23 protein-coding genes are annotated in these 26246 nt (G+C 38.4%); 7 read left to right on the top strand and 16 right to left on the bottom strand.

The features are described from left to right. Positions 1-8 precede the first annotated feature (8 nt). The 6 genes from NC797_RS06545 to rlmN all read right to left on the bottom strand — a co-directional run bounded on the left by NC797_RS06545 (position 9) and on the right by rlmN (position 6267). Positions 9-422 carry a DUF4395 domain-containing protein gene (locus NC797_RS06545; RefSeq protein WP_272435966.1) on the bottom strand — a complete coding sequence of 138 codons (414 nt, stop codon included), beginning with the start codon at positions 420-422 and terminating at the stop codon, positions 9-11. Positions 423-753: 331 nt separating this feature from the next. Next, the gene (locus tag NC797_RS06540) at positions 754-882 is read right to left on the bottom strand and encodes a hypothetical protein (RefSeq protein ID WP_272435965.1); all 129 of its coding nucleotides are present in this window, start codon (positions 880-882) and stop codon (positions 754-756) included. After that, complete coding sequence (locus NC797_RS06535) at positions 866-1105, bottom strand: heavy-metal-associated domain-containing protein (RefSeq protein WP_272435964.1); 240 nt, start codon at positions 1103-1105, stop codon at positions 866-868. The genes NC797_RS06540 and NC797_RS06535 overlap by 17 nt, the downstream gene beginning before the upstream one ends. Positions 1106-1121: 16 nt before the next feature. Further along, positions 1122-1613, bottom strand: coding sequence for a helical membrane plugin domain-containing protein (locus NC797_RS06530; RefSeq protein ID WP_272435963.1), 492 nt, complete (start codon positions 1611-1613; stop codon positions 1122-1124). Then, a complete protein-coding gene (gene fdhF, locus NC797_RS06525) occupies positions 1588-4578 on the bottom strand; it encodes a formate dehydrogenase subunit alpha (protein WP_272435962.1) in 2991 nt (996 codons plus the stop codon). The genes NC797_RS06530 and fdhF overlap by 26 nt, the downstream gene beginning before the upstream one ends. 627 nt (positions 4579-5205) lie before the next feature. Next, entirely contained in the window at positions 5206-6267 is a 1062-nt protein-coding gene (gene rlmN / locus NC797_RS06520; RefSeq protein ID WP_272435961.1) for a dual-specificity RNA methyltransferase RlmN, read from the bottom strand. 359 nt (positions 6268-6626) lie between these two features. Between rlmN and NC797_RS06515 the strand changes: the two genes are divergently transcribed. The 3 genes from NC797_RS06515 (at position 6627) to NC797_RS06505 (ending at position 10292) form a co-directional block, all read left to right on the top strand. Next, positions 6627-7298 (top strand): phosphatase PAP2 family protein, encoded by a 672-nt coding sequence (locus NC797_RS06515; RefSeq protein ID WP_272435960.1) that lies wholly within the window; start codon positions 6627-6629, stop codon positions 7296-7298. 550 nt (positions 7299-7848) lie between these two features. After that, positions 7849-8760: a DUF4338 domain-containing protein gene (locus NC797_RS06510; RefSeq protein WP_272435959.1), complete on the top strand. Its 912-nt coding sequence runs from the start codon at positions 7849-7851 to the stop codon at positions 8758-8760. Beyond that, on the top strand, positions 8760-10292 hold the full coding sequence (locus tag NC797_RS06505; RefSeq protein WP_272435958.1) for a transposase family protein: 1533 nt from the start codon (positions 8760-8762) through the stop codon (positions 10290-10292). The genes NC797_RS06510 and NC797_RS06505 overlap by 1 nt, the downstream gene beginning before the upstream one ends. Before the next feature lie 607 nt (positions 10293-10899). Here the strand turns inward: NC797_RS06505 and NC797_RS18415 are convergent. The 4 genes from NC797_RS18415 to NC797_RS06490 all read right to left on the bottom strand — a co-directional run bounded on the left by NC797_RS18415 (position 10900) and on the right by NC797_RS06490 (position 13028). Beyond that, positions 10900-10986: a hypothetical protein gene (locus tag NC797_RS18415; protein WP_417168691.1), complete on the bottom strand. Its 87-nt coding sequence runs from the start codon at positions 10984-10986 to the stop codon at positions 10900-10902. Positions 10987-11562: 576 nt separating this feature from the next. Further along, positions 11563-11937, bottom strand: a complete 375-nt coding sequence (locus tag NC797_RS06500) for a PBECR3 domain-containing polyvalent protein (protein WP_272435957.1) — start codon at positions 11935-11937, stop codon at positions 11563-11565. A 229-nt stretch (positions 11938-12166) separates the two neighbouring features. Continuing rightward, on the bottom strand, positions 12167-12469 hold the full coding sequence (locus NC797_RS06495) for a hypothetical protein (protein WP_272435956.1): 303 nt from the start codon (positions 12467-12469) through the stop codon (positions 12167-12169). A gap of 61 nt (positions 12470-12530) precedes the next feature. Continuing rightward, on the bottom strand, positions 12531-13028 hold the full coding sequence (locus NC797_RS06490) for a kinase (RefSeq protein WP_272435955.1): 498 nt from the start codon (positions 13026-13028) through the stop codon (positions 12531-12533). A gap of 782 nt (positions 13029-13810) precedes the next feature. On the opposite strand from NC797_RS06490, the gene uraA reads away from it, so the two are divergent. From uraA to NC797_RS06475, 3 genes are all read left to right on the top strand, one after another. After that, positions 13811-15091, top strand: coding sequence for a uracil permease (gene uraA, locus NC797_RS06485; RefSeq protein ID WP_272435954.1), 1281 nt, complete (start codon positions 13811-13813; stop codon positions 15089-15091). 405 nt (positions 15092-15496) lie between these two features. Then, positions 15497-16984: an APC family permease gene (locus NC797_RS06480; protein ID WP_272435953.1), complete on the top strand. Its 1488-nt coding sequence runs from the start codon at positions 15497-15499 to the stop codon at positions 16982-16984. 373 nt (positions 16985-17357) lie between these two features. Next, positions 17358-17876 carry a hypothetical protein gene (locus tag NC797_RS06475; RefSeq protein ID WP_272435952.1) on the top strand — a complete coding sequence of 173 codons (519 nt, stop codon included), beginning with the start codon at positions 17358-17360 and terminating at the stop codon, positions 17874-17876. 327 nt (positions 17877-18203) lie between these two features. Here the strand turns inward: NC797_RS06475 and xsc are convergent, their stop codons facing one another. From xsc to NC797_RS06450, 5 genes are all read right to left on the bottom strand, one after another. Beyond that, entirely contained in the window at positions 18204-19982 is a 1779-nt protein-coding gene (gene xsc / locus NC797_RS06470) for a sulfoacetaldehyde acetyltransferase (RefSeq protein WP_272435951.1), read from the bottom strand. A gap of 87 nt (positions 19983-20069) precedes the next feature. Then, positions 20070-20981: a selenium metabolism-associated LysR family transcriptional regulator gene (locus tag NC797_RS06465; protein ID WP_272435950.1), complete on the bottom strand. Its 912-nt coding sequence runs from the start codon at positions 20979-20981 to the stop codon at positions 20070-20072. Between the two features lie 55 nt (positions 20982-21036). Then, on the bottom strand, positions 21037-22404 hold the full coding sequence (locus NC797_RS06460) for an aminotransferase (protein ID WP_272435949.1): 1368 nt from the start codon (positions 22402-22404) through the stop codon (positions 21037-21039). 28 nt (positions 22405-22432) lie between these two features. Next, on the bottom strand, positions 22433-23569 hold the full coding sequence (ald, locus tag NC797_RS06455; RefSeq protein ID WP_272435948.1) for an alanine dehydrogenase: 1137 nt from the start codon (positions 23567-23569) through the stop codon (positions 22433-22435). A gap of 95 nt (positions 23570-23664) precedes the next feature. Continuing rightward, complete coding sequence (locus NC797_RS06450; protein ID WP_272435947.1) at positions 23665-24387, bottom strand: GntR family transcriptional regulator; 723 nt, start codon at positions 24385-24387, stop codon at positions 23665-23667. 408 nt (positions 24388-24795) lie between these two features. Between NC797_RS06450 and NC797_RS06445 the strand changes: the two genes are divergently transcribed. Continuing rightward, positions 24796-24996 carry a cold-shock protein gene (locus NC797_RS06445; RefSeq protein ID WP_017471671.1) on the top strand — a complete coding sequence of 67 codons (201 nt, stop codon included), beginning with the start codon at positions 24796-24798 and terminating at the stop codon, positions 24994-24996. Between the two features lie 163 nt (positions 24997-25159). Here the strand turns inward: NC797_RS06445 and NC797_RS06440 are convergent, their stop codons facing one another. After that, positions 25160-26227 carry a C45 family autoproteolytic acyltransferase/hydolase gene (locus NC797_RS06440; RefSeq protein WP_272435946.1) on the bottom strand — a complete coding sequence of 356 codons (1068 nt, stop codon included), beginning with the start codon at positions 26225-26227 and terminating at the stop codon, positions 25160-25162. Positions 26228-26246: the final 19 nt, after the last annotated feature.

Below are 26246 nucleotides of genomic sequence, written 5' to 3'. Positions count from 1 at the left end.
TAATTTGTTTAATTATGCAGTTTGATTCTCTTATGTTTCCACATGATGTATCGATAACGAATCGTACAACCAATACAATAACCCATTAGTGCAACACCCGCTGCTACAATGACCATCATGCTAAACAAATATCCTAGAACAGAGAAATTGAAATAGAACAAGATGAGAGAGAGCCCCAAGCAAATCGTGGCGATCCATTGGTTAAACATTTGCTGGTCTTTATCCTCTTGGACATATTGATCCAATGGCTTGGATAAAAGCTTTTTTCCTAACTGGATAATCGGATTTATTCTTGTCATTAGCGTATAAGTTCCAATGAGAAATGGGAGCAAAAGAATGGACTTATCAATAAAAAGTGCTAATACTACTGTTATAACGATAAATGATTGATTCACCTGTACAAGTGGTTTTGGAATTGTCATGTTTATTCCCCTTCCTATATCCCTATTATACAGAGTAATTTACTCGGAATAAACAATTTTGTTTTGTAACTTTATCCTAATTTCAGTTTGTTTTTAAGATTCCTAGGGCTTGAGATGAAGAAACACAAGTTAAAAAAGGCTCTCTTCTAAGAACTCCATGTCTAACGATTAACATAATATTGCTTTTTCATTTAACAGTTTCAACTCTCTTTGGTTTCATGACCTTATGTTCAGTTCACTCGGCCAGTTTCCGTTTGAAATGTTCGCTTATTTGTTGACTTTAACATAAGAAGGATCATCCTTGAACAGGATAATCCTTCTTATTCTCATTCTATTCTAACTCTGGCGTTCGATGTATAACTTGTTCGGTACATGCAGGACAAACATCTAAAATATCGTAAGGATGCACTGCTTCTTCTACTTCTTCCACACGGCCACATACCTCACAAATTCTGGCCACTGTTTTGCCCTCCTTCTACTACTTCAGCTTCATATCCCATGTCAATGATGGCTTGCTGAAAGTCTTGTAAGGATCCAGCTTTTTCATCGTAAGAAATGATAGCCTCTTTTGTTTGTGCGTTCATTTTAACGTTACGCACACCCCAAACATCGAGTAAAGCTTCACTGATCTTTTGTTCGTCTTGCTTAGGCAGGTTTGGAATAGCAAGCTTGTGTATAATCATTGTTTCACCTTCCTCATTAGTGGGTTTTTTTATTATTTAAACCTTCCCCCATACCATTTAAAAAATGGGCCATCGTGTTTAAAGACGTTTTTACGTTGGGATCCCTCATTGACTTCAACATACCCCAAGCGCCCATCTGCTCATTTGTTTCTATGCTTTCCGAGGCTTTCTGTAATCCTTGGGTTAATCCGCCAAACACTGTTTTTAATTGATCTGGATCTAACGACGCAAGTAACTCGATACTGTTCATTCCATTTCTCATAATGTTATGCATCCCAGGCTGGTTTATTTGTTCCATTGCAAGAACACCAACCTTTTCCCTTGTTCTTAATAAGCCTTTTACCATATCAAGGACTCCTGATTGATGAAGCTCTTGAAGGATGATCAAACTATCTTGAATTGCTTCACGATTGTCTGCAATCTGTTTCATAATTGCAGCAATATCTTCAGCGCGTTCCTCTTCCACATTGCTTTCTTTTTTCTCAATTTGCGTAGTCGCTTTTGCCATTTATGAGCCCCTCACTTTCAAGTGTTTCAGGAACGGGAATGAAATCTGGTCTATTCCATTTCTTTTCAATTTCCACTCCAATATGTGGCTGCGGATTACCAAAGCGGAAATTATTGGACGGTAAAGGAGATTCACCAAATTGTTCGAGTAGCTCCATTTTTACTTGAGCCTCTTTATAATTAGGTGTATGTGTGTCTTTATCATAATAGCTGCTTGTCAATTTATTTACCGCTTTTTCATTATCCACAGTATTCATCGGCAAGTACAATTCCTTCCCTGTTACCCTTTCTGTTACGAGTACCCGAATCTTCACTTTTCCATAGGGAGAAGTTAACCGAACAAGCGCACCTGTTTCAATATTCCGCTCTTCAGCTAACTCTTTCGATACTTCTAACCATGGACCAGGAACGATACGATGAATCCCTTCTGATCGATCTGTCATGTTCCCTTCATGGAATTGTTCCAATAATCTCCCGTTGTTTAAGTGCAGATCAAACTCTTCACCGAACTCCTGTGGTGGTGTCCAATCAACTGGGAATAGTCGAGCTTTTCCATCCAAAAACTTAAACTTATCTGTATATAATAAAGGGGTACTCTCCCCGCTCGGTTTCACTGGCCAAATTTGACTGTCCCATCCTTCCAAGTGTTCATAGCTAACACCAGCAAAGATTGGCGCCAGTTTGGATACCTCTTCCATAATGTCAGATGGATGTGTGTAGTTCCAATTCGCACCCAGCTTATTTGCAAAGTCACGGAAAATTTCCCAGTCAGGCTTACAGTCTCCTAATGGCTCAAATACTTGATGGAATCGTTGAATTCTTCTTTCTGTGTTGGTAAACGTTCCTTCTTTTTCAAGACTTGGTGCTGCTGGTAAGACAACATCTGCATATTGTGCTGTTTTAGAAAAGAAAATGTCCTGAACGACAAAAAATTCTAGTTTTTCAAATGCTTCATGAACGTAATTAATATTCGAATCGACTAACCCCATTTCTTCACCGAATAAATACATGCCTTTCACACGTTCATCTGTAATTGCTTCGACTATTTGATGATTGTTTAGTCCTGGATGTTTGGGAATTTTCGTACCCCATGCTTGTTCATAACGAGAACGAACTTCATCGTTTTCTACTGGCTCGTATCCTGGCAACCAATTCGGCATTGTACCAAAGTCACTTGCCCCTTGGACATTGTTATGTCCCCGAAGTGGAAATCCTCCAGCACCAGGTTTTCCAAAGTTACCTGTGACTAAAAGGAGATTGCAAATTGCGGTACTCGTATCCGTACCTCCAAGGTGTTGGGTCACTCCCATTGCCCATAAAATGCAAGTTCCTTTTGACTCATGTATCATTTCGGCCACTTTGATTAATGTATCTTTAGACAACCCTGACATTTCCTCTGCATAATCAAGTGTGAATTTTTCTAGTGATTCTTTGAATTTCTCTACATTATTGACACGCTCCATTAAGAACGTTTTGTCCTCCCATCCTTTGTCGAGAATATATTTAGTGACGGCAGATAGCCAGACAAGATCGGAACCTGGCTTTGGATGGATGTGCAGATCCGCTCGATCAGCCAGTTCATTTTTTCTTAAATCGGCAACAAGTAGTTTTTGATCACGTAATTTTTGCGCGCGTTTTACTCTAGTAGCTAACACTGGATGCGATTCAGAAGGGTTTGCCCCAACCACAACTACTAGATCAGCACTTGCGATATCTTCAATCGTTCCAGAATCCCCGCCAATACCTACTGTCCGCATTAATCCAGCAGATGCTGGTGTTTGACAATATCGTGAGCAGTTGTCAATGTTATTCGTTTCAAAAATAGACCGAGCAAGCTTTTGAAACAAATAATTTTCCTCGTTTGAACATTTTGAAGAAGAAATAAACCCAAGAGCGTCTGCTCCTTCCTTTTCTTTAATAGCTTGAAATTTTTCAGCCATTAAGCTTAATGCTTCATCCCAGGTAGCTTCGTAAAATGTATCTCCTTTTCGGATAAGTGGTTTTGTCAAACGTTCTTCGCTATTCACAAAATCCCATCCGAATTTCCCTTTTATACAGGTGGAGATCCCATTAACAGGGGCGTTTTCTTGTGGTTGGACCTTAAGAATTTCTCTTCCCTTCGTCCACACTTCAAAGCTACATCCTACACCACAGTATGTACAAACGGTTTTCGTTTTTTGGATGCGATCTTCTCGCATCGTTGCTTCAACATTGGAAATGGTAAATATTTCGTTATAGCCTGGTTCCACCTCTTTTGTTAGGTCGATCATAGGTTCTAGAATATTTTTAGGCATACCTGTCATATAACCTGCTTCACCGAGCATTGATTTTTCCATTAATGCATTACAAGGACAGACCGACACACAGTGGCCACACGATACACAAGACGATTGATCAATCGGTACATCGTTATCCCAAATGACTCGTGGTTCCTCTCTGTCCCAATCAATGCTTAGTACTTCACTTACTTGGAGATCTTGACATGCCTCCACACAAAGTCCACACAAAATACATTGGTCTGGTTCATAACGATAAAAAGGGTGTGTATTATCTGGTGGATAGGGCTTTGGTTTAAATTCATATTTTTGATGGTCTAGTTCTAAGTATTCAGCTGTATTATGTACGACACAATTCCCATTGTTATTATCACATACAGTACAATAAAGCTCATGATTTTTTAAAATACGTGACATGCCTTCTAATTGAGCTTCTTTGGCTATGTCAGAAACAGAATTAACTACCATATTGGGCTCGACTTCAGTCGCACATGCTCGCTTTAATTGTCCATTTACTTCGACATAACACGTATCACACGTTTGTATGACACCAATACCCAAATCTGGTTGTGATGAACAAATGCCAGGGATATACACGTTACTCTCTAGCGCAGCTTCTAGGATGGATTGCCCTTTCCTTGCTTGAATCTCACTCTCATTCACTTTGAGGGTAAAACCATTTTCCTCCATATGCTAACACTCAACTCCTCTTTTTCTGCTTTTGTCTTAATATGGACCATTAGGAGTAGTTGTATTACAATTTTTGTCCAAAAAATTCAAAATCAGGAGAAAGAAGGTTGAAGTGGAGAAGTTATAACTTTAGTTCAGGAAACTTATTATCATTTAAAAAGCAAAAAGTACCTTCATCGGCTTTATGAACCACTTTTTTCGCTCAAATGCGGGGGATTTGTCCTTCATCGGCTCTATGAACCTCTTTTCTTTGCTCAAATGCGGGGGATTTGCCCTTCATCAGCTCTATGAACCTCTTTTTTCGCTCGAATGCGGGGGATTTGTCCTTCATCAGCTCTATGAACCACTTTTTTCGCTCAAATGCGCGGGATTTGTCCTTCATCGGCTCTATGAACCTCTTTTCTTTGCTCAAATGCGCGGGATTTGTCCTTCATCGGCTTTTAATCAATCTGACAAGTTTATGCAAGCCTTGTAGAGAGGAGTTCTTTACACGATAAAGACTGGCTAATACCTTGAGAAGATGAAGCTAGATAGCGAAACGCCAAAGCTGTATACTTTCTTATCTGTTAAAAAAGCGTATCCACTTGCATGGATACGCTTTTTTAAGTTCAATATGTTTGAGTTGGCTTAGGTCGCTTTTTTAATCTGTTTGCTCCTTAGTTGTCCACATGCTGCATCGATATCTGTGCCGTGTTCTGTACGGACACCACACTTTATCCCGTTTGTTAACAATACTTCATAGAAACCAAGGATTGCTTCTTTTTCACTTCGATCGTATTGATTGTGTTCATCAACAGGATTATAAGGAATTAAGTTCACGTAGGATAGATGACGTTTATCACTTAAAAGTTTGACTAATTGTCTTGCCTCTTCTTTATGGTCGTTTACGTCTTTTAATAAAATATATTCAAATGTGATTCTACGGTTCGTTTTTTCTAAATAGTAATCGATTGCTGGCATTAATTTTTCTAGCGGGAATGCTTTGTTAATTTTCATAATACGGGTACGAAGCTCGTTATTTGGTGCATGCAAAGATACCGCTAAATTCACCTGCAAATCAATGTCTGCAAACTCATATATTTTGTGTGCTAGGCCACTTGTCGATACAGTGATGTGTCTTGCACCAATGGAAAGCCCTTTTTGATCATTGACGACACGTAAGAAATCTACCATGTTATTGAAATTGTCAAATGGCTCACCAATTCCCATTACAACAATATGGCTCACTCGTTCACCCTGCCCCACTTCATCTAAATGGTGTTGGACGTTCATAATTTGTTCGACAATTTCACCACTGGACAAATCTCGGCTTTTCGTTAATAAACCACTAGCACAAAACGTACATCCAATGTTGCAGCCTACCTGTGTTGTCACACAAACAGATAATCCGTAATTAAACCGCATTAAGACAGTTTCAATTAAATTTCCATCCTGTAACTTGAACAAAAATTTAATCGTACCATCCTTAGACTCCTGCTTTATATCCTCTGTCAATGTTTGGATATAAAAGTTTTCCTCTAGCAAGTTCAAACATTCCTGATTAAGGTTTGTCATACTAGAGAATGCTGTTACCCGTTTCTTATACAACCAATCCCAAATCTGCTTTGCCCTAAATTTCTGTTGCCCGCGCTCGATAAGCCAGGCAGTTAGTTGTTCTAATGTAAATCCGTAAATGGATGTTTTATTCATGATAACCCTCTTTTCAAAGCAATACCTACTTGTTCACTTTTCTATACTACTGAAAGTATCCGAAAGTAGCAACCCATTAAATGATGGGAATGATTTTTAGTGTAACATATAGAATAATAATGAAGGATAACTTCCTTCGTGTTTAGAGGGTGTTTCATTTAAAGTGCGTGTTCAAAAAGTCGGCAAATTAGAAGCAAGCAGGTCGAGGCGGCGTAGTTTTGAGTAGCGCAGCGTATGCTTTTAATACGTGAGCAACGGAAAAACAAGCCAACGAAGAAATGCGCCGCTTATCATTTGGTGACTTTTTGAACAACCTCTTAAAATAAAAAAATGCATACTTAGCAATAAGGAGCTATAACATGTTAAATAAAAGGACGTTCACACTAGCTACAAATAGGTTTCTTTTCTTTTCCCTCATTTTTTTGTCCATATTTACGTACACTTTTGCAAAGTTCGCAGATGAACTACTAGAAAAAGAACTATTTAAGTTCGACGTTATGGTGATGGATTGGGTACAAGCATGGATCAATCCTCAATTAACATGGATCATGAAATTTTTCACTTTCATTGGGTCGGTCAACACAATTATTTTTTTGGTGATCCTTTCTAGTATTTTGATGGTATGGCAAAAGAAAAAGTGGGAAGCTTTGTTTTTATTTTTTGCTAGTGCAGGTGGAGGGCTTTTTAACCAATTACTCAAGTGGATTTTTCAGCGACAAAGACCTAACGTTTTAAGATTAATTGATGTATCAGGGTACAGCTTTCCGAGTGGCCATGCAATGGGATCTATTATCTTTTTCGGTATGATTGGCTATTTTCTAATCCTTTTTGTTGAAAAGAAAAATATAAAGATTGGAATTGGCATACTGGCAGCTTTGGTAATTTTTATGATCGGTCTAAGCAGAGTTTATCTCGGGGTACATTATCCGAGTGATGTATTAGCTGGATTTGCTGCTGGTGGGGCATGGCTACTCGTTAGTTTGATTGGGTTACGGATTATTGTGGATCTTCGGAATGAAAAAAACAAATAGCTTGGGGAGACAAAAAATAGGCTGGATCACTTGATGTACTGCAAACACCTCCTCATCAAGGGGATGAGAGCGCGAACGAGGCCGGTAATTGATAGAGCTCGTCCTTAATGGTTCATTACTTTTATCCATTACAGTCACATATTTCCCTTTTATTTGATATAACTCTTTAAGTTCTCCATCAGTGTATAATTCTTTGGGTGAACATGTGGCTGTTTTTTGACCTTTTATAATTTGCTGAATTAATTTTTCTCCAATACTCTAACAAACTTGTCTATTCGTTTACTCTCTATATCCAAAATGCCACTTAAAATGTCTGGTATAAAGCAGGCTATTGTTACTCCAGTCTTTCTAAGTTAAACTTTAAACCATGTCGATTGAGTGCTAGACCTGCTGTTAAACCCATTCCTCTCAGAACTGACGCATGAAATTTTCGAGTCATGAGTGGTAAGGGTTAGAGAAATAATTAAATAAATTTTTTCGCAAAACAAGTCTGGACTTCTTTTTCAAGATATGGGACAATTGAGTGGGATACTCTAAGGAGGGGAACATGATGTCCATAGATTCTGAAAAAGATACTAGATTGTTATGCGGACGTATATTTACTCAAGCCGAACTTGATGACGTTAAAGAAACAATTGAATTGTTTCCGCAGCTTAGTTTTAATGAATTGGCCTTGACTATATGTGAAGGACTCGATTGGTTTACACCAAAAGGTAAATACAAAATTGCTTCAAGTAAAAGTCTTTTGAAGAAACTAGAAGCTGAAGGACAAATTGACCTTCCTGAGATACAATTCCGCACGAAACGTCGTAAGGAAGTAGTTCAACTAGGGTGGCAGACGGAGCCTGGGAATGTCATACAGGGAAGTGTATCCGATGTTACCCCTGTTCACTTGGAAATCGCAGCAACAAAAGAAAGTAGAAAGTTATGGAATGAGTATGTTGAGCGGTATCACAAATTGGGCTACAGACGGCCATTTGGGGCTTATCAACGTTATTTTATCACTGGATCAACTTCAGAAGGCTCTCGCTATCTAGGTGCACTGTTATTTTCCGCATCTGCTTGGGCATTAGCTGATCGAGATCAGTGGATTGGGTGGAATGAGACTGATCGGGCTCAGCGTCTCCACTTGATCGTCAATAATACACGATTTCTTATTTTCCCATGGGTTCGAATCAAGAATTTAGCGAGTCATGCTTTGGCATTGGTAGCCAAACAGATTCCTACAGATTGGTGGGAGCGATATGGCTATGCCCCAGTGCTTCTTGAAACCTTTGTAGATATGGAACATTATAAAGGCACATGTTACCAAGCTGCCAATTGGACGGAAGTCGGACAAACGGCTGGGCGGGGAAGAATGGATCGAAATAAACAATATCCCTCTACCCCAAAGCGCATTTATATGTACCCACTACGCTCAGACTTCCGAGACATTCTGTCCGCAAAAGGCGGTGTCGACTAATGAGCATCAATAACTCAGACATCGCCCTTAACCGTGCGGCACGAAAAAGAAAACAGCAGGAACTACGTGAGCGGAAGAAGCAGCAAGGAAAGAACTATCCACCAACCCAGACACTACCCAACCGCAAGTGCTCCTCAAAAACACCAGAAGAAGAACAACAAATGATTCAGTTGACAATAGAAGAAAAAATCAAAGTATACGGGCGGCTACTGCCAGGCCTACTAAAAAAATTGGGGAAAATACCTGATCCAAGGAGTCCAAAGAAAGTCAGGCATAAAATAACGGTGCTGATGATTTATGGTATTTTTATGTTTGTGTTCCAAATGACATCACGCCGAAAAACAAACCAAGGCATGACGGGACCGCAGCTACTGGAAAACTTGCGGGGCATTTACCCAGAACTAGAAGACATGCCACACCAAGATACGTTATGTCGTCTCCTAGAAAAAATAGAAGTTGAACAAATAAAAAAGACCTACGTTGGGTTGCTTAAGAAGTTGATACGTAATAAGATGTTCCAAGATTTGTTATACAACAAGCGTTATCTTGTTGCGGTTGATGGAACGCAAAAGTATACGATGAAGGAACAATGGGATGAGAAATACCTTCGCCGAAAAATCAAAGGAAGTGGCGGGGAGTATCAGTATTATGCATATGTATTGGAGGCTGTTCTCGTATTTTCTAATGGAATGGTATTACCCCTTGCGAGTGAGTTTTTAGAAAACAGCAAGGAACTGGAAGCCATTGAGAAGTACGAGGATTGGAAACAGGATTGTGAAATAAAGGCGTTTCACCGACTGACGAAGCAACTAAAAAAGCACTTCCCAAAACTGCCAATGACACTTTTATTGGATGGGCTGTACGCTAACGGTCCTGTCTTAGAGGCGTGCCGCAGAAACAAATGGCAATTTATGATTGTGTTCAAAGATAAATCTCTCCCATCGGTATGGAAGGACGTGAACGGTCTATTATCTTTGGATGCGAGTCGGGACTTCACCCATGTACAAATATGGAAAGGTCGGGATCAACACTTCCGCTGGGTCAATGATATCGAATATAACTACGGATTAAATGATTCAAAAGTCCAGACCGTGCATGTTGTCATTTGTGAAGAACGTTGGGAGGAGGTCAATAAAGAAGGGCAAATCGAGATGCAAGCCTCACGCTATGCCTGGATTTCGAGTACGCCTATAAATCAGAAAAATGTCCACGAGCGTTGCAATTTGTATGCTCGAAATCGTTGGTTACATGAGAATAATATTTTAAAAGAAAAACATCAAGGATATCAGTATGAACACATTTTTTCTTATGATTGGGATGCCATGAAGGGATATCATTATTTAATGCATATTGCCCGCCTGGTAAACGAAATGGCACTTCATATGGAATCACTACATGATCATGTAAAAGAAGTTGGTATTCAAGGCTTCATTACTAAGATTTATCGTGTCATGAGCGAAAGATCATTGGACACAGATAGGATTCGCAATCTGATTAAATCGAAATATCAGTTGCGGTTGGTTTGTGGATGAAAAAAACACCCGCCGATATTACAAATAAGCATGGCTGTCCTTTCCGTGGTTTATTGAATCACGATAGGCTGGCTACTTGTGTGTAAAAAAGGGTAAAAAATATGGGAGGAATGTGATGGATAAACTAAACTCCTAGCAATTTTTTCTTAAAAATTTAATTTCGTGGTCACGAAATTTTTTAAAAGTAATATGAGCACTTCGCGAGATTTTTAATATTTTTTATGCGTCAGCTCTGCATTCCTCTGTGATGTCTTGCATTCACTATCTGTTACGTTTATAATGATTTTAGAAGAAGTTAGTTTCACTTCAGAGTATATTGTGAACTAAAATTGCATAAAACTAAAGAGAAGGAATCTTTGAGGACGGAACAGGCAGCCGTCACCCAAAGTTAGGAGATGCAGGATTGCCACCCTGCCTTAGATTCCTTCGAAGACGAAAGGTCATGGATAAATTCCATGGCCTTTTTTGCTGTTATAGTTTTATAGACTCCTATCTTCTATCATTGTGAAAAGTAGGATTCTGATGATAATTCTGACTCGACCTTGATTATCTCTTGCACCCAACCATCTTGAAATATTCCTAGATGTTTATCAGAAATGGAATAGATTTACTCACTTGCGAAATATCCTACTGGCTCACCATTAAACAGATAAATATGAGTTCCATCTTGAGAATATGCCACAGGGGTTCCCATACGACTATAAAAATGGCCATTGGTCCATTATTTTTCCTCCTCTATTCTATGAGTTTTATTTAAAGATTCATCCTCAACATCTCCACCATCTAAATCGTAATTGAATATTGTCTCCACTACATTTTGAAACGTTTTAACAATATTTCATCTCATGTAAAGGGACATTACTTACTGCCCACCCAAGTAGAATGGCAATTAACACCTCGATCACAGGTTTGACCACCTTTTTCCACTTCTCAATTGTTTCTATATCTATATTAGCTTTTTCTATTCTAGCATCAACGACATTAACGACAACCACTAATTTCGTTGCAGTGTGGAAGTATTGAGGACGGGTGATATGAACTTCATCGTCTTTCTCTTCAACTTCTTCCTCTTTAGTCTGTTTAGTTTGGGATGTACTGGCTTAAGGGTTCAAAATCAATACCTTCGATGATAGAGGCCATAAACTTCATGTTGTTGCAATTGTGGTAAGGCACGTGAGGATAAAGTCTCTTGTATTTGATTGATGCTTTTAATAGGTTCAAACGGATCATGCAATCATATCTCCTTCTTTTTTTGAAAATGATTAAAAGTTTAATATTCTTTTAGAGCACCTCTTTCTTTATATCGTTGAACTTTGTTTTCTGACATAACAAATAGTGTCCTAGCAAACACAGTTCCTTTCGTTGTTATACGGACGGCTACCATGACGTGGTCATCCCCCTCTTGATAAACTTTAATGTATTGGATAGATCCGTTTGAGGGGTGCTTGGCTACGTATGTAGGAGAATGCAAAATATCTTCAAGGTGACAACCATATTGTTCAAAGTCATTGGGATGGTGTTTTTTCATGTGTTCAACATTGGTTGTCCCAACTAAAATGGGGGTATTGGGACTTACGTTTGTAAGCCCTAGTAAGTCAATAACTCGTTGGTTAATCATTCCAGCCTGCCGTATTTCGTTGTCCATTGATTTCCCCCACTCATTTCTTTTTTACAACTTTTTGTGTTTCCTCAACGGTACCCACCACTTTTTAATGATTTTGTACGCCTTTATCTTTTCTGCAAAAACATATCTTCGAATGGTCACTTCACTTTTTTCTATTATTTCGCAGCCCATGGAAGACCACCAACTTTTTCAGACCAAACACCAGTATCTTCAAAATAAAGTTTTCGTACAATGTTCTTCTCAAACTGTTCTACAAAACGACGGAAAACTGAATACTCCTTTTCCATTGCAATATGAATTCTTCCTCCATGACAAGGCTTCTCATACGTGATAACTGTCCAGCCACCTTCTGAATAGTCTGATCAGGCTCTTCTCCATCCAATAGTGAATATTCCAACCGAAATTCATGAATGGTTGCCCAAGTATGCTGTATGACCGATTTCATCCGAACCTTTTGATTGATAACAGAGAAAAACATCCGATTCAACACATGTGATTGCTCTTTTACTTCAATTAACAAATCCTCAAGAGCACCAATGGAAGGCTTGTCCATTTTCGCTTCCCTCCATATGATATATAGTAGTAAAAGAACATTATTGTTTCAAATCAAACAATTACTTTTGCAGTTGATTTATAACCAGTTTCAATACATCGTTCTGTAACATATCATTAGTCAATATTGTTTCTCCATCCACGCCAAGATAATCGTTTGGATTCCACCAAGCACGTAAAGAATCTTCTCCAAATTCCATCTTTTTCGAACTAGAGTTGTGACGATTGACTGTTTCCTCAAAGGATAAATCAAAATAATAAGTATATGTCTTTTGGTTATAGAACTGGATTAAGTAATTCAGCATTTCACCATAACGACTTTTATACAAGATTCCCTCTACAATAACAAATTCACATTTATATTTACCATATTCTGCAATTTGACGAATCAAATCAATTGAAAGGTTCCCTTCTCTATCGTCAACTTTCAACATTTCACGTCGTACGACATCTTGAGAAACCAATAGCGTTCCATGCCCCAAATGATTTTGAAGACTTTTCGCAGTCGTTGTTTTCCCACTCCCAGAGTTTCCTCGTATGATAATTAGCTTAGATTCCATATTCTCCTCCTACGCATCCTAATTGCCTTCTATTTATAATCTTCCATTGGTTATAACAACCATTTCTTACTTGATTCGATATAGAAATTAATTATTCCTTCTTCAACTCCTGCCACACAGTTAAATAAAACAATACTTTTTAGAAAATAGTATGAAAGTACAATGTTTTTAATTCAATCTCAATTGTTTAAGGTGGTAAGATTATACTAAAGAAAAAGAGCGGAATTTATGAAAAATTATGTTCGAATGGCTCTATAAACAAATGATCATGCAACTAAAGCTGAAGCTCAGGTGTTGGCAGTGATACTCTTCGATATGTCCTACTGCACTTCAACCTTTCTCTTAGTCTGTGGGCGTGAAAGATTACATGCTCTAGAACAATTCCGCATACTCTAACTTCACGATAATAGATGCTCGCATATTACAAGAAAACTATTGACATCCTCGTGATAACTTGTGATAATTACTTAGAAAAGTTTATACGGTTACCTTTAATTCAGTCCTGTGAGACTGGCAAGGTGGAACAGACGTGGTCTGTTTACAATAAAAATCAGTAGATTGAATCTCTTAATCTAGATTTTTATGTGTGCATAAAGCACCTTGCCTATAGTGGGCAAGGTGCTTTTTCATCTTCCATAGAAGGATAACCAAGCTTATACGATCTTCAACTATATTACAAAGTGCGTGTTCAAAAAGCAGACAAGTTAGAACCAAGCCAATTATGAGTTGCCCCACTTATGATTTGATGACTTTTTGAACAACATCATAAAGGAGAGAAAAAAATGGAACAAAGAGAAATACAAGTCAATGAACGATTACCTTTTTCACAAAGCTTACCTTTAGGCCTGCAGCACTTATTTGCAATGTTTGGATCTACGGTTTTAGTGCCCGTTATATTTGGTGTTGACCCAGCAACAATCCTATTAATGAATGGTATCGGTACATTGCTCTATATTTTCATTACTAAAGGTAAAATTCCAGCCTATCTCGGTTCAAGTTTTGCATTCATTTCTCCCGTACTTGCCGTATTAGGCAAATATTCAGGTGGAGATGGATATAGTTACGTGTTAGGCGGTTTTCTAGCTGTTGGTATTATATTGTGTATTGTTGGTTATATCGTAAGAATTGCTGGAACAAAATGGATAGATGTTATTTTCCCACCCGCAGCAATGGGCGCAATTGTTGCCGTTATCGGTCTTGAGTTAGTGCCTACCGCAGCACAAATGGCTGGGTGGATTGCACCTAGTGACGCTGGAGCAGAATGGGCTATGGATCCAAAAGTAGCAGCGGTTTCATTATTAACGTTAGCCATCACCATTATTTGTTGGGTAACACTTCGCGGATTCTTTAAGATTATCCCTATTTTAATCGGCATCATCGCTGGTTATGTTATTGCATATATGTTTGGATTAGTTGATTTTACGAAAGTGCAAGAAGCTGCCTGGATTTCTTTGCCGCAATACTATCAAATTAAATTTAACATGTCTGATATTTTAATGATTATTCCAGCAGCACTCGTTCTGGTTCCAGAACACATCGGGCACCTTTTTGTAACGAGTAATATTGTTAAGAAAGATTTAGCAAAAGACCCAGGTCTCGACCGCTCATTAGCAGGAAACGGGATATCAACCATCCTGTCCAGTTTAGTAGGAGCAACCCCAAACACAACATATGGTGAAAATATTGGAGTGTTGGCAATCACAAAAGTTTATTCTACATGGATCATAGGTATGGCCGCTGCAATCGCCATTTTCCTTTCCTTTTTTGGTAAACTGGCTGCCTTGATTTCTTCCATTCCAACACCAGTTATGGGTGGTATTTCTTTACTACTCTTTGGCATTATTGCTGCTAGCGGGATTCGCATGCTAGTAGAATCAAAAGTTGATTATAGTAACTCGCAGAATCTGATTTTAACATGTGTCGTTTTAGTTATCGGAATTAGTGGAGCCGCAGTACAAATTGGTACGGTTGAATTAAAAGGAATGGGGCTTGCAACGATTATCGCCATTCTGCTCGCTTTATTTTTTAAATTGCTTGATGTATTGAAGTTGTCGAATGAATAAGTAAAGAAAAAAAGTTCGTCATACTTTCAAGTCCTGTGGTGAGAGCTCAAACCAAAGGCTCCAAATAAGTTTTCACCATAGGATTTAGAACTTTCAATATACCCTTGCTTGATTTCTTATCTTGAAAAAACGAAAGGCTTACATAAAGAAGCAACGGTCTTCTTCCCTTCTATTCCTCTATTCTTTTAATCCCATAAAACAGCCTAAAAAATAGTTTATAACTTATCAAATATTAAAATAATTGTTATCTGAATTTTGAATAGTGATAATTTACAGAATATATTGAATTAAATGAGTATATCTGTTTTAATATAATCATCTTAGGGCTCTTAAGTTGATTATATCAAATTTCTTTAAATCTTTATTTTGGCAGCGCTTCCAACAAACCTTGAAGGGAGATAAAAAATGGAAGAAAGGAATGAATTAAAAAAGACATTGAAACCACACTGGGTATGGGCAATTGCTTTTGGTTCTGCAGTGGGATGGGGAGCTTTTGTTTTACCTGTTGATTGGATGGCAACAGCTGGTCCACTTGGAGTTATTATAGGATTTAGCATTGGTGCTCTTTTGATGATCATAATTGGGGTTAGTTATGGATATCTAATTGAAAAAATACCTGTATCTGGTGGAGAATTTGCATATGCCTATTATGGATTTGGACGCTATCACGCATACCTTTGCGGATGGTTTTTAACATTAGGTTATATGAGTATTGTCGCTCTTAATGCCTCAGCACTTGCGTTATTAGCCAAATTTGTTCTACCTAGTTTTGCCATGCAAGGTCTTATGTATAATATTGCTGGATGGGATGTATATTTCGGGGAGGTTTTGATCGCTACCATTGCACTGATTGCCTTTGCGTACTTAAATATACGTGGCACCAAATTATCTGGTTTTTCGCAATTCGTCTTTTGTATTACACTAATCGTCGGTGTTGTGCTATTAACAATATCTATGATTCTTCATCCTAGTAGTTCATTTACAAATATTCAGCCTTTCTTTAACCCTGGAGTAAGTGCTTTTGCAGCTATTATTGCAATCGTTGCTATTTCTCCTTGGGCTTACGTTGGATTCGATAATATTCCCCAAGCAGCAGAAGAATTTAATTTTTCTCCAAAAAAAGCATTTAAACTGATCGTAATCGCATTAATTTGTGCTGCTATCACCTATTCGTTAACCATTATCGCTACTGCTGTTGCAATGCCTTGGCAAACTCTTGTCAATCAAGAAACAATATGGGGAACAGGTGATGTAGTTAATAATGCCTATGGTATTGTTGGAGTTTTATTACTTTCACTATCGTTATGTATGGGGATTTTCACTGGTTTAAACGGTTTCTATGTATCTACAAGTAGGTTGTTGTTTGCAATGGGGAGAGCCAATATACTGCCGCGCGCATTCGCTAAACTACACCCAAAGTACGCAACTCCTTATGTAGGAATTATATTCACATGTATCATCACTTTATTTGCACCATTCTTTGGTCGACAAGCATTGTTATGGGTTGTAGATATGTCAGCTATCGGCGTAACTATTGCCTATTTCTATTGTTGTGCAGTGGCATACAAGCTATTCAGATGGTCGGAATCAACAGGAGACAGCGCATTACTTGTTTCACCTACTAAAAAATTCATTACCCTTTTAGGGGTCATCAGTAGTATAGGCTTTTTCCTATTACTCGTTGTACCTGGCTCGCCTGGATTTCTAGGGACACCTTCGTGGATTGCTCTTCTAGTATGGGTTGCACTCGGACTTATCTTTTACGCAGTTAAACGAAAAGAACTGGCTAGTATCCCTAAGGAAACACTTGATTACAATGTTTTTGGAAAGACCCTTGATAATAGTGGGCACACGGAAGAGAAAAAGAATGACTTTGCTAAAATCGACGCTTAATATGGCACTCAATCAACCTCTAATTGAGCAACAGTACCCTCCTTCTTAGCAGGGTACTTTCTTTTTTTATATAAATAAACCATTTTTTTGACGATTTTTGATATGACAAGCTTTTTGCAACTATAAAAATATCACTTTTTCAACATGATAAAATAAGCTATTCATATTATTTCTATGCTCACTTTCTGATTTTTACTTTTAGGCTGGCACAATGATTACATGATATAATTGAAATATAATTAAGGAGGCATCTGCCGTGGAAAAATTAGATTCTATTTTAAGCAAATTAGATGGTTTAGAGAAATGACAAAATGGTGTACTTTCCCAGCTCAATCGCTTGCAGAAAGGACAAGAGGAATTTGATAATAAACTAGTGAATTTGCAGTTGGGACAAGAGGAATTTGATAATAAGCTAGTGAATTTGCAGTTGGGACAAGAGGAATTTGATAATAAGCTAGTGAATTTGCAGTTGGGACAAGAGGAATTTGATAATAAGCTAGTGAATTTGCGGATGGGACAAGAGGAATTTGATAATAAGCTAGTGAATTTGCAGAAAGGACAAGAGGAATTTGATAATAAGCTAGTGAATTTGCAGTTGGGACAAGAGGAATTTGATAATAAGCTAGTGAATTTGCAGATAGGACAAGACAAATTACAACACGGACAAGACAAACTACAGCAAGGTCAAGACAAATTACAACAAGGTCAAACAGCCTTAAAGGATAACCTTATTAATGGACTAGGACCCTATTTTGAGGAAATCACAAAGCATATTGATGTGAAAACAGACGAATTAAGGATTACCTTGGAAGACCATGAACAAAGAATCAACACGCTCTCTGTACGTTCCATTATGCAAGAAAGCAGAAATAATCATCTAAAAAAAAGGTAGAAGCCTGCATCGAACATTATACTTTTATATATGCTGTCCCACGTCTATAAATCTTTAAGAGGTTTAAAAGCATGAGCTATGGTCTTGGATTAAATTTCACAAAACTGTAGGACTGCCAGATGGAAACCGTTAGACAATTTCTCGTACAACGGTAGTTTTACTATTTCAATAGATAATACAACAAAAAAACACACACGAGATCTAATATGAGAAACCTCGTGTGTTTTTCGATGCTATTTAATTGTTTGCACCTCTGAAGTCAACCCGTTACTCTTCAAATCGCTTTTTCGCGATCTTCCTAGTTCACCTTTTTAAACGATCGTAATTCTATTCTTTGCCCCAGTTTTCAAAATCTAGATGTTTATATTTAGGCAAGTGACGTGTTGGCATTTTTAATGCGTCTTTTCTAAATGGTGGAGCCAATTGAGTTCCGTCTACCTGGATGTCGATAACAGTTGGCTTATTGGATTTGATTGCTTCCGCGATTACTGGACCAACATCCTCTGGTTTATCTACTCGGTATCCTTGTGCCCCCATTGATCTGGCTACTTCAGCAAAATCAGGTGAATCAATGTCTGCACCGACAAAACGATTATTATAGTAATCTACTTGGTTCTTCTTCTCTGCACACCATGCGTTATTATTGAACACACAAGCGACGACTGGAATATTTTGTTCAACAGCTGTACTTACTTCGTGCAAGCTCATTCCCCATGCACCATCGCCGATAATTGCAACGGCTGGACTATTCGGATCACCCAATTTCGCTCCCAATGCAGCAGGATAAGCAAATCCCGTGTTTCCAAATGTGAGTGCTGCAATATGCTTACGTCCCTGGTTGAATTTCAGATATGCATTGGCTGTAGAAGAGACATTTCCAATATCTGTTGATATCATTGTTCCCTCTGGCACTGCTTTCATCAACTCTAGTAATGCACGACGAGGATTTATTGGGTTTCCATCTACCATGGCTAATGAGACGAGTTCCTCTTCCCATTTTTCCTTTACACTCGTAACTTCTTGAAGGCGATCTGTCTTTTGCTCAGGATTTGGTACTTGTTCTTTTAAGCGTTTTAAAAGTTCGGCACTTGCTGCCTTTGCATCGGCGATCAAGCCAACTTCAATTGGATGTGTACGCGCAATATTCCGCGGATTAATATCGACTTGAATGATTTTTGCTTTTTTCGGAAAATAATCAATGTCATAACAAGGTAGCGTACCGAACACGGATAACCTTGTGCCGATAGCGAGCACAACATCCGCTTTTTTCAACGTGTTCATAGCTGCTTTTGATCCCATATATCCAATTGGGCCTACCGCTAATGGATGATTATCTGGAAACGCATCATTATGCATATAGGAAACTGCCACAGGAGCCGTAAGAAGTTCAGCAATTCCTTTTACTTCTTCAATCCCGTCAGAATCCACTGTTCCTCGACCGGAAATAATTACTGGATATTCTGCGCTTTTTAGTAGTTCAACTGCATGATCTAACTGTGTAGTGTCGCCACTTCCGCGAGAATCTGTACGGTACTGATAAGGTTCCAAAATTTTATCTTCTAGTTCTCCGTAAAAGTAATCACGGGGGATATCAAACAATACTGGGCCACGTTCCGCATACGCAATTCGGAATGCTGTACGCAAACAGTCTGCTACACGGCTAACATGTGTCACTCGAACCGTTTCTTTCGTAATGTCCTCAAATACAGATACTTGATTACATTCTTGGAAACCATCCCACCCAACGGTTGGCGTACCTGCTGACGGTGAAATGACCACCATAGGAGTATGTGCTTGATTGGCTGCTGCCACTGAAGTTACCATATTTGTAATCCCAGGGCCATTTTGACCAACGACTACACCAGCTATTCCTGTCACACGCGTATAGGCATCTGCCATATGGGCTGTTGTTTGTTCATGACGTACTGGCAAGAAACGAATTCCAGCCGTTGGAAGTAAATCGAGCATATCCATAAATGCAGACCCTAAGATTCCATAAACTTCTTTTACTCCTTCTGCAACTAGTGTTTCTACGATCGCTTCGCTTGGTGTCATTTTGACCTTTTGACCTTTTACTTGCTTCACTTCTGTTTCTGTTTTTGCCATTTTAAATACCTCCTATAATTTATTCTAGTAAATCACGTACTCATCGATGTTCATCACTATAAGGAAAGTTTTGATTTCCAATTGTTCTTATGGTGTAAGAGTTGGTTCTTTTGATATGCATCTAATTGCATGTAGGAACACGTCAACTGTAGACTTCAACACGGCTTCCCTATGGTATACAATATAAAAATTTCTTGTAAAAAATATATCCTGAATCTGATAGGTCTTTATCAAACCTAATTGCAACTCCTTCTTTATTGCGCTTTTAGAAATAATAGAAAGACCTAATTCTGATTCGACCGCCGATTTCACAGCTTCCGTACTCCCTAGTTCAAGTACAACATTTAGATTGGATGGATTTAATCCGCTATTTATTAAATGTTGATTCATTACAGTACGAGTACCAGACCCTTTTTCTCGTAATACGAGTGGAAGAACTTTTAATTCTTCCAACGTAACCATCGTTTTTTCCTTTTCAAAATAGTGTGGTGTGGCTACTAAAACGAGTTCATCTTCTAGAAAAGGTTCCAGATATAGTTCAGGATCTTCTATTGGTGCCTCAATTAGGCCAAGATCCAAGACATGGTCTTTCACCTTTTGCAAAATTTGGGTTGTATTTGTAATATCCACACTCATTTTTATCAGAGGATACGCTTCTCTAAACGCACCCAAAATTTGAGGAAGAACGTTTTCTCCAATTGTTAAACTACATGCGATTTCAAGGTCACCATAAACGTGATCCGACATGCTGATAATTTCCTTTTCAGCCATTTCGCTTAATCGGATAATTTCTTTGGCGTATCGGTACAAAACTTGAGCAGCCTGTGTTAGTTGAACCTGCTTTGTAGTTCTTTCAAACAAAGTTGTATTTAGGTGTTCCTCGAGTGCTTTTACCTGGGATGTGATTGTTGGTTGGGATAGATACAGTAATTTAGCAGCTTCAGAAAAACTTTTTTTATCTGCAACTGTGATAAACGTTTTTAGCTTCTCATAGTTCATATTCACTCCCCTTCCTATGATGCTTCCTCCTGTTTACGATTTTTAACAGATTATTTTATTTCACATCATAGAATGCGGATTTTAGAGTGTTTACTAGAAACTCTAAATCTTCTTCAGTTGAGGATAAAGGTGGTGCAATAATTAGCACGTTGTTATATCCAGGCACGGTATCACCGTTTCGTCCGATTATTAGTCCATTTTGTTTACATTTGGCAATGATTGATGATATCCGTTTATCTGAAATTGGTGTTTTTGTTTGCTTATCCTCTACCATTTCAATGCCATAAAGGAATCCAACATTCCTGATTTCCCCTACATTTTCGTGTTCAATCAGTTCTTTTAGTTGACCCAAAATTGATTCACCAAGTTCATGCACTCGATTTACGATATTTTCTTTTTCAATTATTTCAATATTTTTTAAAGCTACCGCACATGACGCTGGATGGCCACCATAAGTGGAAACGTGTCGGAAATGACTATTTTCGCCGATTTCTTTAAATTTCGTATAGATTTCAGATTTAACTGCAGTTGCTCCTAATGGTAAGTAGCCACTTGTTAGTCCCTTTGCCATCGTTACAATATCTGGTTCTACATCTTCTGAGTGCATAAAACCAAACATTTTCCCTGTACGTCCAAATCCAGAAACAACCTCATCCATGATTAATAGAACATCATGCTTTCTACAAATCTCTGCAACTCGTGTTAAATATGCTTTAGACGGGACAATGACACCACCACCAGAAATAAATGGTTCCATAATAACGCCCGCAACAGTTTCTGCACCTTCCCAAGTGATCATCTGATCAAGCATTTCTGCTGTGATGAGATCACTTTCCTCTTTATTTCCACCGACAAGGCTGCGATAGCTATATGGTGGTGGTGTATGAAGAAATCCTGGTACACCTGGGTCATATTTTGCCCTACGATTTGCTTGGGCTGTGGCACTTAATGCCCCTAATGTTGTCCCATGATAGGCTCGGTATCTTGAAATGAATTTGTATTTACCAGGGTTGCCATTTTGATTGTGATATTGACGTGCAATCTTAAACGCACTTTCATTTGCCTCAGAGCCACTGTTTGAAAAGAAAGTTTTATACGAACCACCCAAAAGTTCGCTGATTTTTGCCGATAATTCAATAGCTGGGGTATGACTCATCGTCAGCGGAAAATAGGTTAACTTTTTCATCTGTTCAGCAGCTGCGTCAACAATTTCTTGACGGCCATGTCCTAAATTTAAACACCATAATCCTGATACACCATCTAAATATCTGTTTCCATCAACATCTGTAAACCATGAACCTTCACCAGATTCTGCAATGGTCGGTGTTTGGTTTTCCACATGACGATGCATTGCATGCCAAAGGTGATCTGTATCCTTTTTAGCCAAACTTTCTCTTTCAAGTTCTAAACTCACCGTACTCATCCTCCCTTGTATAGAAATCTTAAACTATCTATGATGAAGCAACAGCAACGTCCTTTAGTAAGGACTCCACTGACTCACACCCTAATCCTAAGGCTTTAGCCACTGCTGCGTGGGTGACATAGCCTTTCATCGTATTAAAGCCTTTAGCCAACGCCTTATTCTCGATTGCTGCTTGCTTATACCCTTTGTTTGCTAGTAATACTCCATATTGGTTCGTTACATTTGTTAACGCATATGTGGAAGTACGTGATACAGCTCCAGGAATATTTGCAACTGCATAATGAATGACACCATGTTTGACATATGTTGGATTATCATGTGTAGAAATTTGATTTGCGGTCTCAATTGATCCACCTTGGTCAATAGCTACATCCACAATCACGGAACCTTCTTCCATCGTTTTTACCATGTCTTCTACAACGAGTTGTGGCGCTTTGGCCCCAGGAATTAAGACGGCCCCGATTAGCAAATCTGCTTTTTTTACAGCCTCTGCAATATTGAATTGATTCGACATTACCGTATTGATTTGACCGTTAAACTGATTATCCAATTCTCTTAAACGGGTAGGGTTAATGTCTAGTAATGTTACATTCGCCCCTAATCCGATCGCCATCTTAGCAGCATTGGTTCCTACGATACCGCCACCAATGATAACAACATTTCCAGGCATGACACCTGGCACACCGCCTAAGAGGGTTCCTTTTCCACCTTTCGCTTTTTCCAGAAATTGCGCACCAATTTGAACAGACATTCTGCCAGCTACCTCACTCATTGGCGTTAATAGCGGAAGCGCACCATTGTCTAACTGAATGGTCTCATATGCAATCGATATCACCTTACTCTCTAATAGCGCTTCTGCAAGTTCCGTTTCTGCAGCAAGGTGCAAGTAGGTAAAAAGAATTAATCCTTCACGAAAGTATTGATATTCCTCTAACTGAGGTTCTTTAACTTTCATGACCATGTCAGCAGACCACACATCTTTTGGTGACATCATGATTTCAGCACCAGCATCCCGAAACTCCTGATCAGAAATCCCACTTCCAACTCCAGCACTCTTTTCTAGCCAAACTTCGTGACCTGCATCTTTAAATGCGGTTATCCCAGCGGGTGTGATCGCAACTCTATTTTCATTATTTTTCATTTCCTTGGGTATTCCTATAATCATTTCTCCTCACTCCTTTTTTATTTTAATAAGTTTGAAAAATCACTATAATGAAATCGTGACGTCATGTTGTTCGGACCAGTTAAAACAAAAGCTGACTAGCTATTTTTTCTTGATAAATTGATGGAAAATGAATACATATCGGAGCGATAAAATCCTTCCTGGTATTCAACAATATTTCCATCGTTATCATAGATCATCCGATTAATAATTAATGCACACGAAGTTGGCGATATCCCTAAATAATTTGCGTCTTTTTCTTGGAAATGCCCACTCGTTATGATTTGTTCTGCATCCGCAAACTTGATCCCTAGCTCTTCTTCAAGCAGATCATAAAGGGTTGCTTTATCTATGTCATATTTCACAAGTTTTTCGCCAATATCAACTGGGTAGTATTGGTTTTCGATCGCGATTGGTATATCGTCTGCATAACGAATTCTTTTAATGAAATAAGTAGTGTTGAGTCCAGTTAAGGTAGCGATCGAATCGGATGACTCAATAATCCCATGATCAACTAATTTCGCCCCAGGCTTCATACCCATCCCTTGAATGGTTTCCGTAGTACTACTTAAGGAACCTAACCAATCTTGAATTGGTTTAAATGAAATAAAAGTACCTTTACCATGTTTCTTTTCCAAAATACCTTCACGAACTAACTGGTTAATAGCCTCTCGCACTGTGCTTCGGCTAACCGAATACTGTTCCATTATTTCCCTTTCACTCGGAATTTTATCTTTGTATTCCCCCTCCAGAATTTTTTTCTCTAAATCTTCCTTTAGTTGAAAGTGAAGTGGAACAGGATTTTTGTAATTAAGTGACATGAGTGAAGACCCCCACTTCTTTTTTTGTAAGCATATTTAAATGATGGATAGACGAAGTTAGATTACCACTATTGGAATAGGGTTACATTTATTTCTTTAACATTAGTATAACTATATAACCTCTTATTTTTCAATATTTTCTGAACAAATTGATTATTGGAATAACTGATAAGTGAAATAGTTAAAATAAATAACAAAGATTGTCTTTGTCCCATTCACTTTGACAAAAAAGCCTCGAAAAAAATTCAATTAACTATTTGACATTTTAACGTAATGTGTTAGAATAAAAATTAGCTATTTTGTTCGATAAACACTTCAAGTTAACGCAACGTAAAGTTTTCGTTTTGAGGCAAGAGCAAGAATAGTAATACATGTGTGTGGAGAATCCACACTAGGAGGAAAAGTTAGATGGCACAAGGTACAGTAAAATGGTTTAACGCAGACAAAGGTTTTGGATTTATTGAAGTAGAAGGACAAGACGATGTATTCGTTCATTTCTCTGCTATCCAAGGCGAAGGCTTTAAAACACTTGAAGAAGGTCAAAGTGTAACATTTGATATTGAAGAAGGCAACCGTGGACCACAAGCTGCAAACGTTGAAAAGAACTAATTTCAACTAACATTTAAAAGGCGAATTCCTGAATAGGAATTCGCCTTTGTTGTTCATGTTTGCAATTATTGAATAGTGAAACACTGCCTATGTTCAAATAGTTACACTTAACTAATACAAATTTCCCCTTACTTTTATATCTGCTCATCCGCTGCGTTATTGTCTATCCTCTACTTCCCCAACTAGCATTCTCATCCATATGGACAAACGGCAAATTAGTATCAACCGCTCCCATAATTTGATCGAAAATAATATCCTCACCAGTCAGCCATTGCATAAAATCAAATTCATTTGGCTCTTGATCACCGCCGAGTACCATCCATGTTTTCATTTGTTGTGGAAAGTATGCGGAAGTATGAATCGTTCCTGCCCAGCTTCTATATTGTTTCGAAAAAACACCTTTATCTGTATCATTTAAAAGCCGAAAAGCTTCATAAGCATCTATCATGTCCTCTTGCTTTTTTTCGATTAATTCTTTTCGTCGAATAGAATCCAATAAGTGATTTCGATTTTCATTCTGCATGATTTCAAAGTGATTGGTACATACAGTAGATTGACGAACTTCCACTCCTCTAGGTGATGCCTCAACGATATATGTTTTGCCGCTCTTATCATAGACAATATAGCTAAATGAATGCCGATGCGGTATTTCTTTTAACATCGTAACTGCTTCCTCAACATTTGCACAGCTCTCTAACACGAGCCTCCCGATCATGCAGCATATAAATCCATCGCCCGGATGTTTACGATGCATAAAATTGTATCCCATTACCAATCCCATTTCATTCATACCATCTGATCGCCCTGTCACACGCTGACTTGGTCCAACCATGGCATAGCCCTGATCGGTTGGTTGATAAAAGACATAACGTCCTTCATATGTTTTTGGATGATAATCATAGTTTCGCAAAAGATAGTCAGCCCCAGTCAAAATGGAGCAACCAGAACGGACATAGTCTAATCGATAACCACCAAATTCCATTAAGACCCGTTCGATCGGCCACTCAAGCCCATCCTGAATGCCAATAAGTTCCTCCCAAACACCAGGCGCAAACCTAGATATAGCGTCTTTCGCTTCTTGTTCTTCGACTAAAAAGCGAGGTTTTCTCACCTTCCATTGTTTCTCCCTGTTCAAAACGGTAAGTGAATTTTTTAGCTGTTTTCCTTGCATGTAGCCAAAATCGTAATGTGTTCCACGAAATTGTATGATATTACTATATATTTGCTTCATTCCTTGTCCACCTTCATTG

Source organism: Terrihalobacillus insolitus (genome assembly GCF_028416575.1).
Lineage (GTDB): Bacteria > Bacillota > Bacilli > Bacillales > Amphibacillaceae > Terrihalobacillus > Terrihalobacillus insolitus.
Note: the sequence above shows the minus strand (reverse complement) of the source record. Positions and strands in the feature narration are given on the sequence as shown.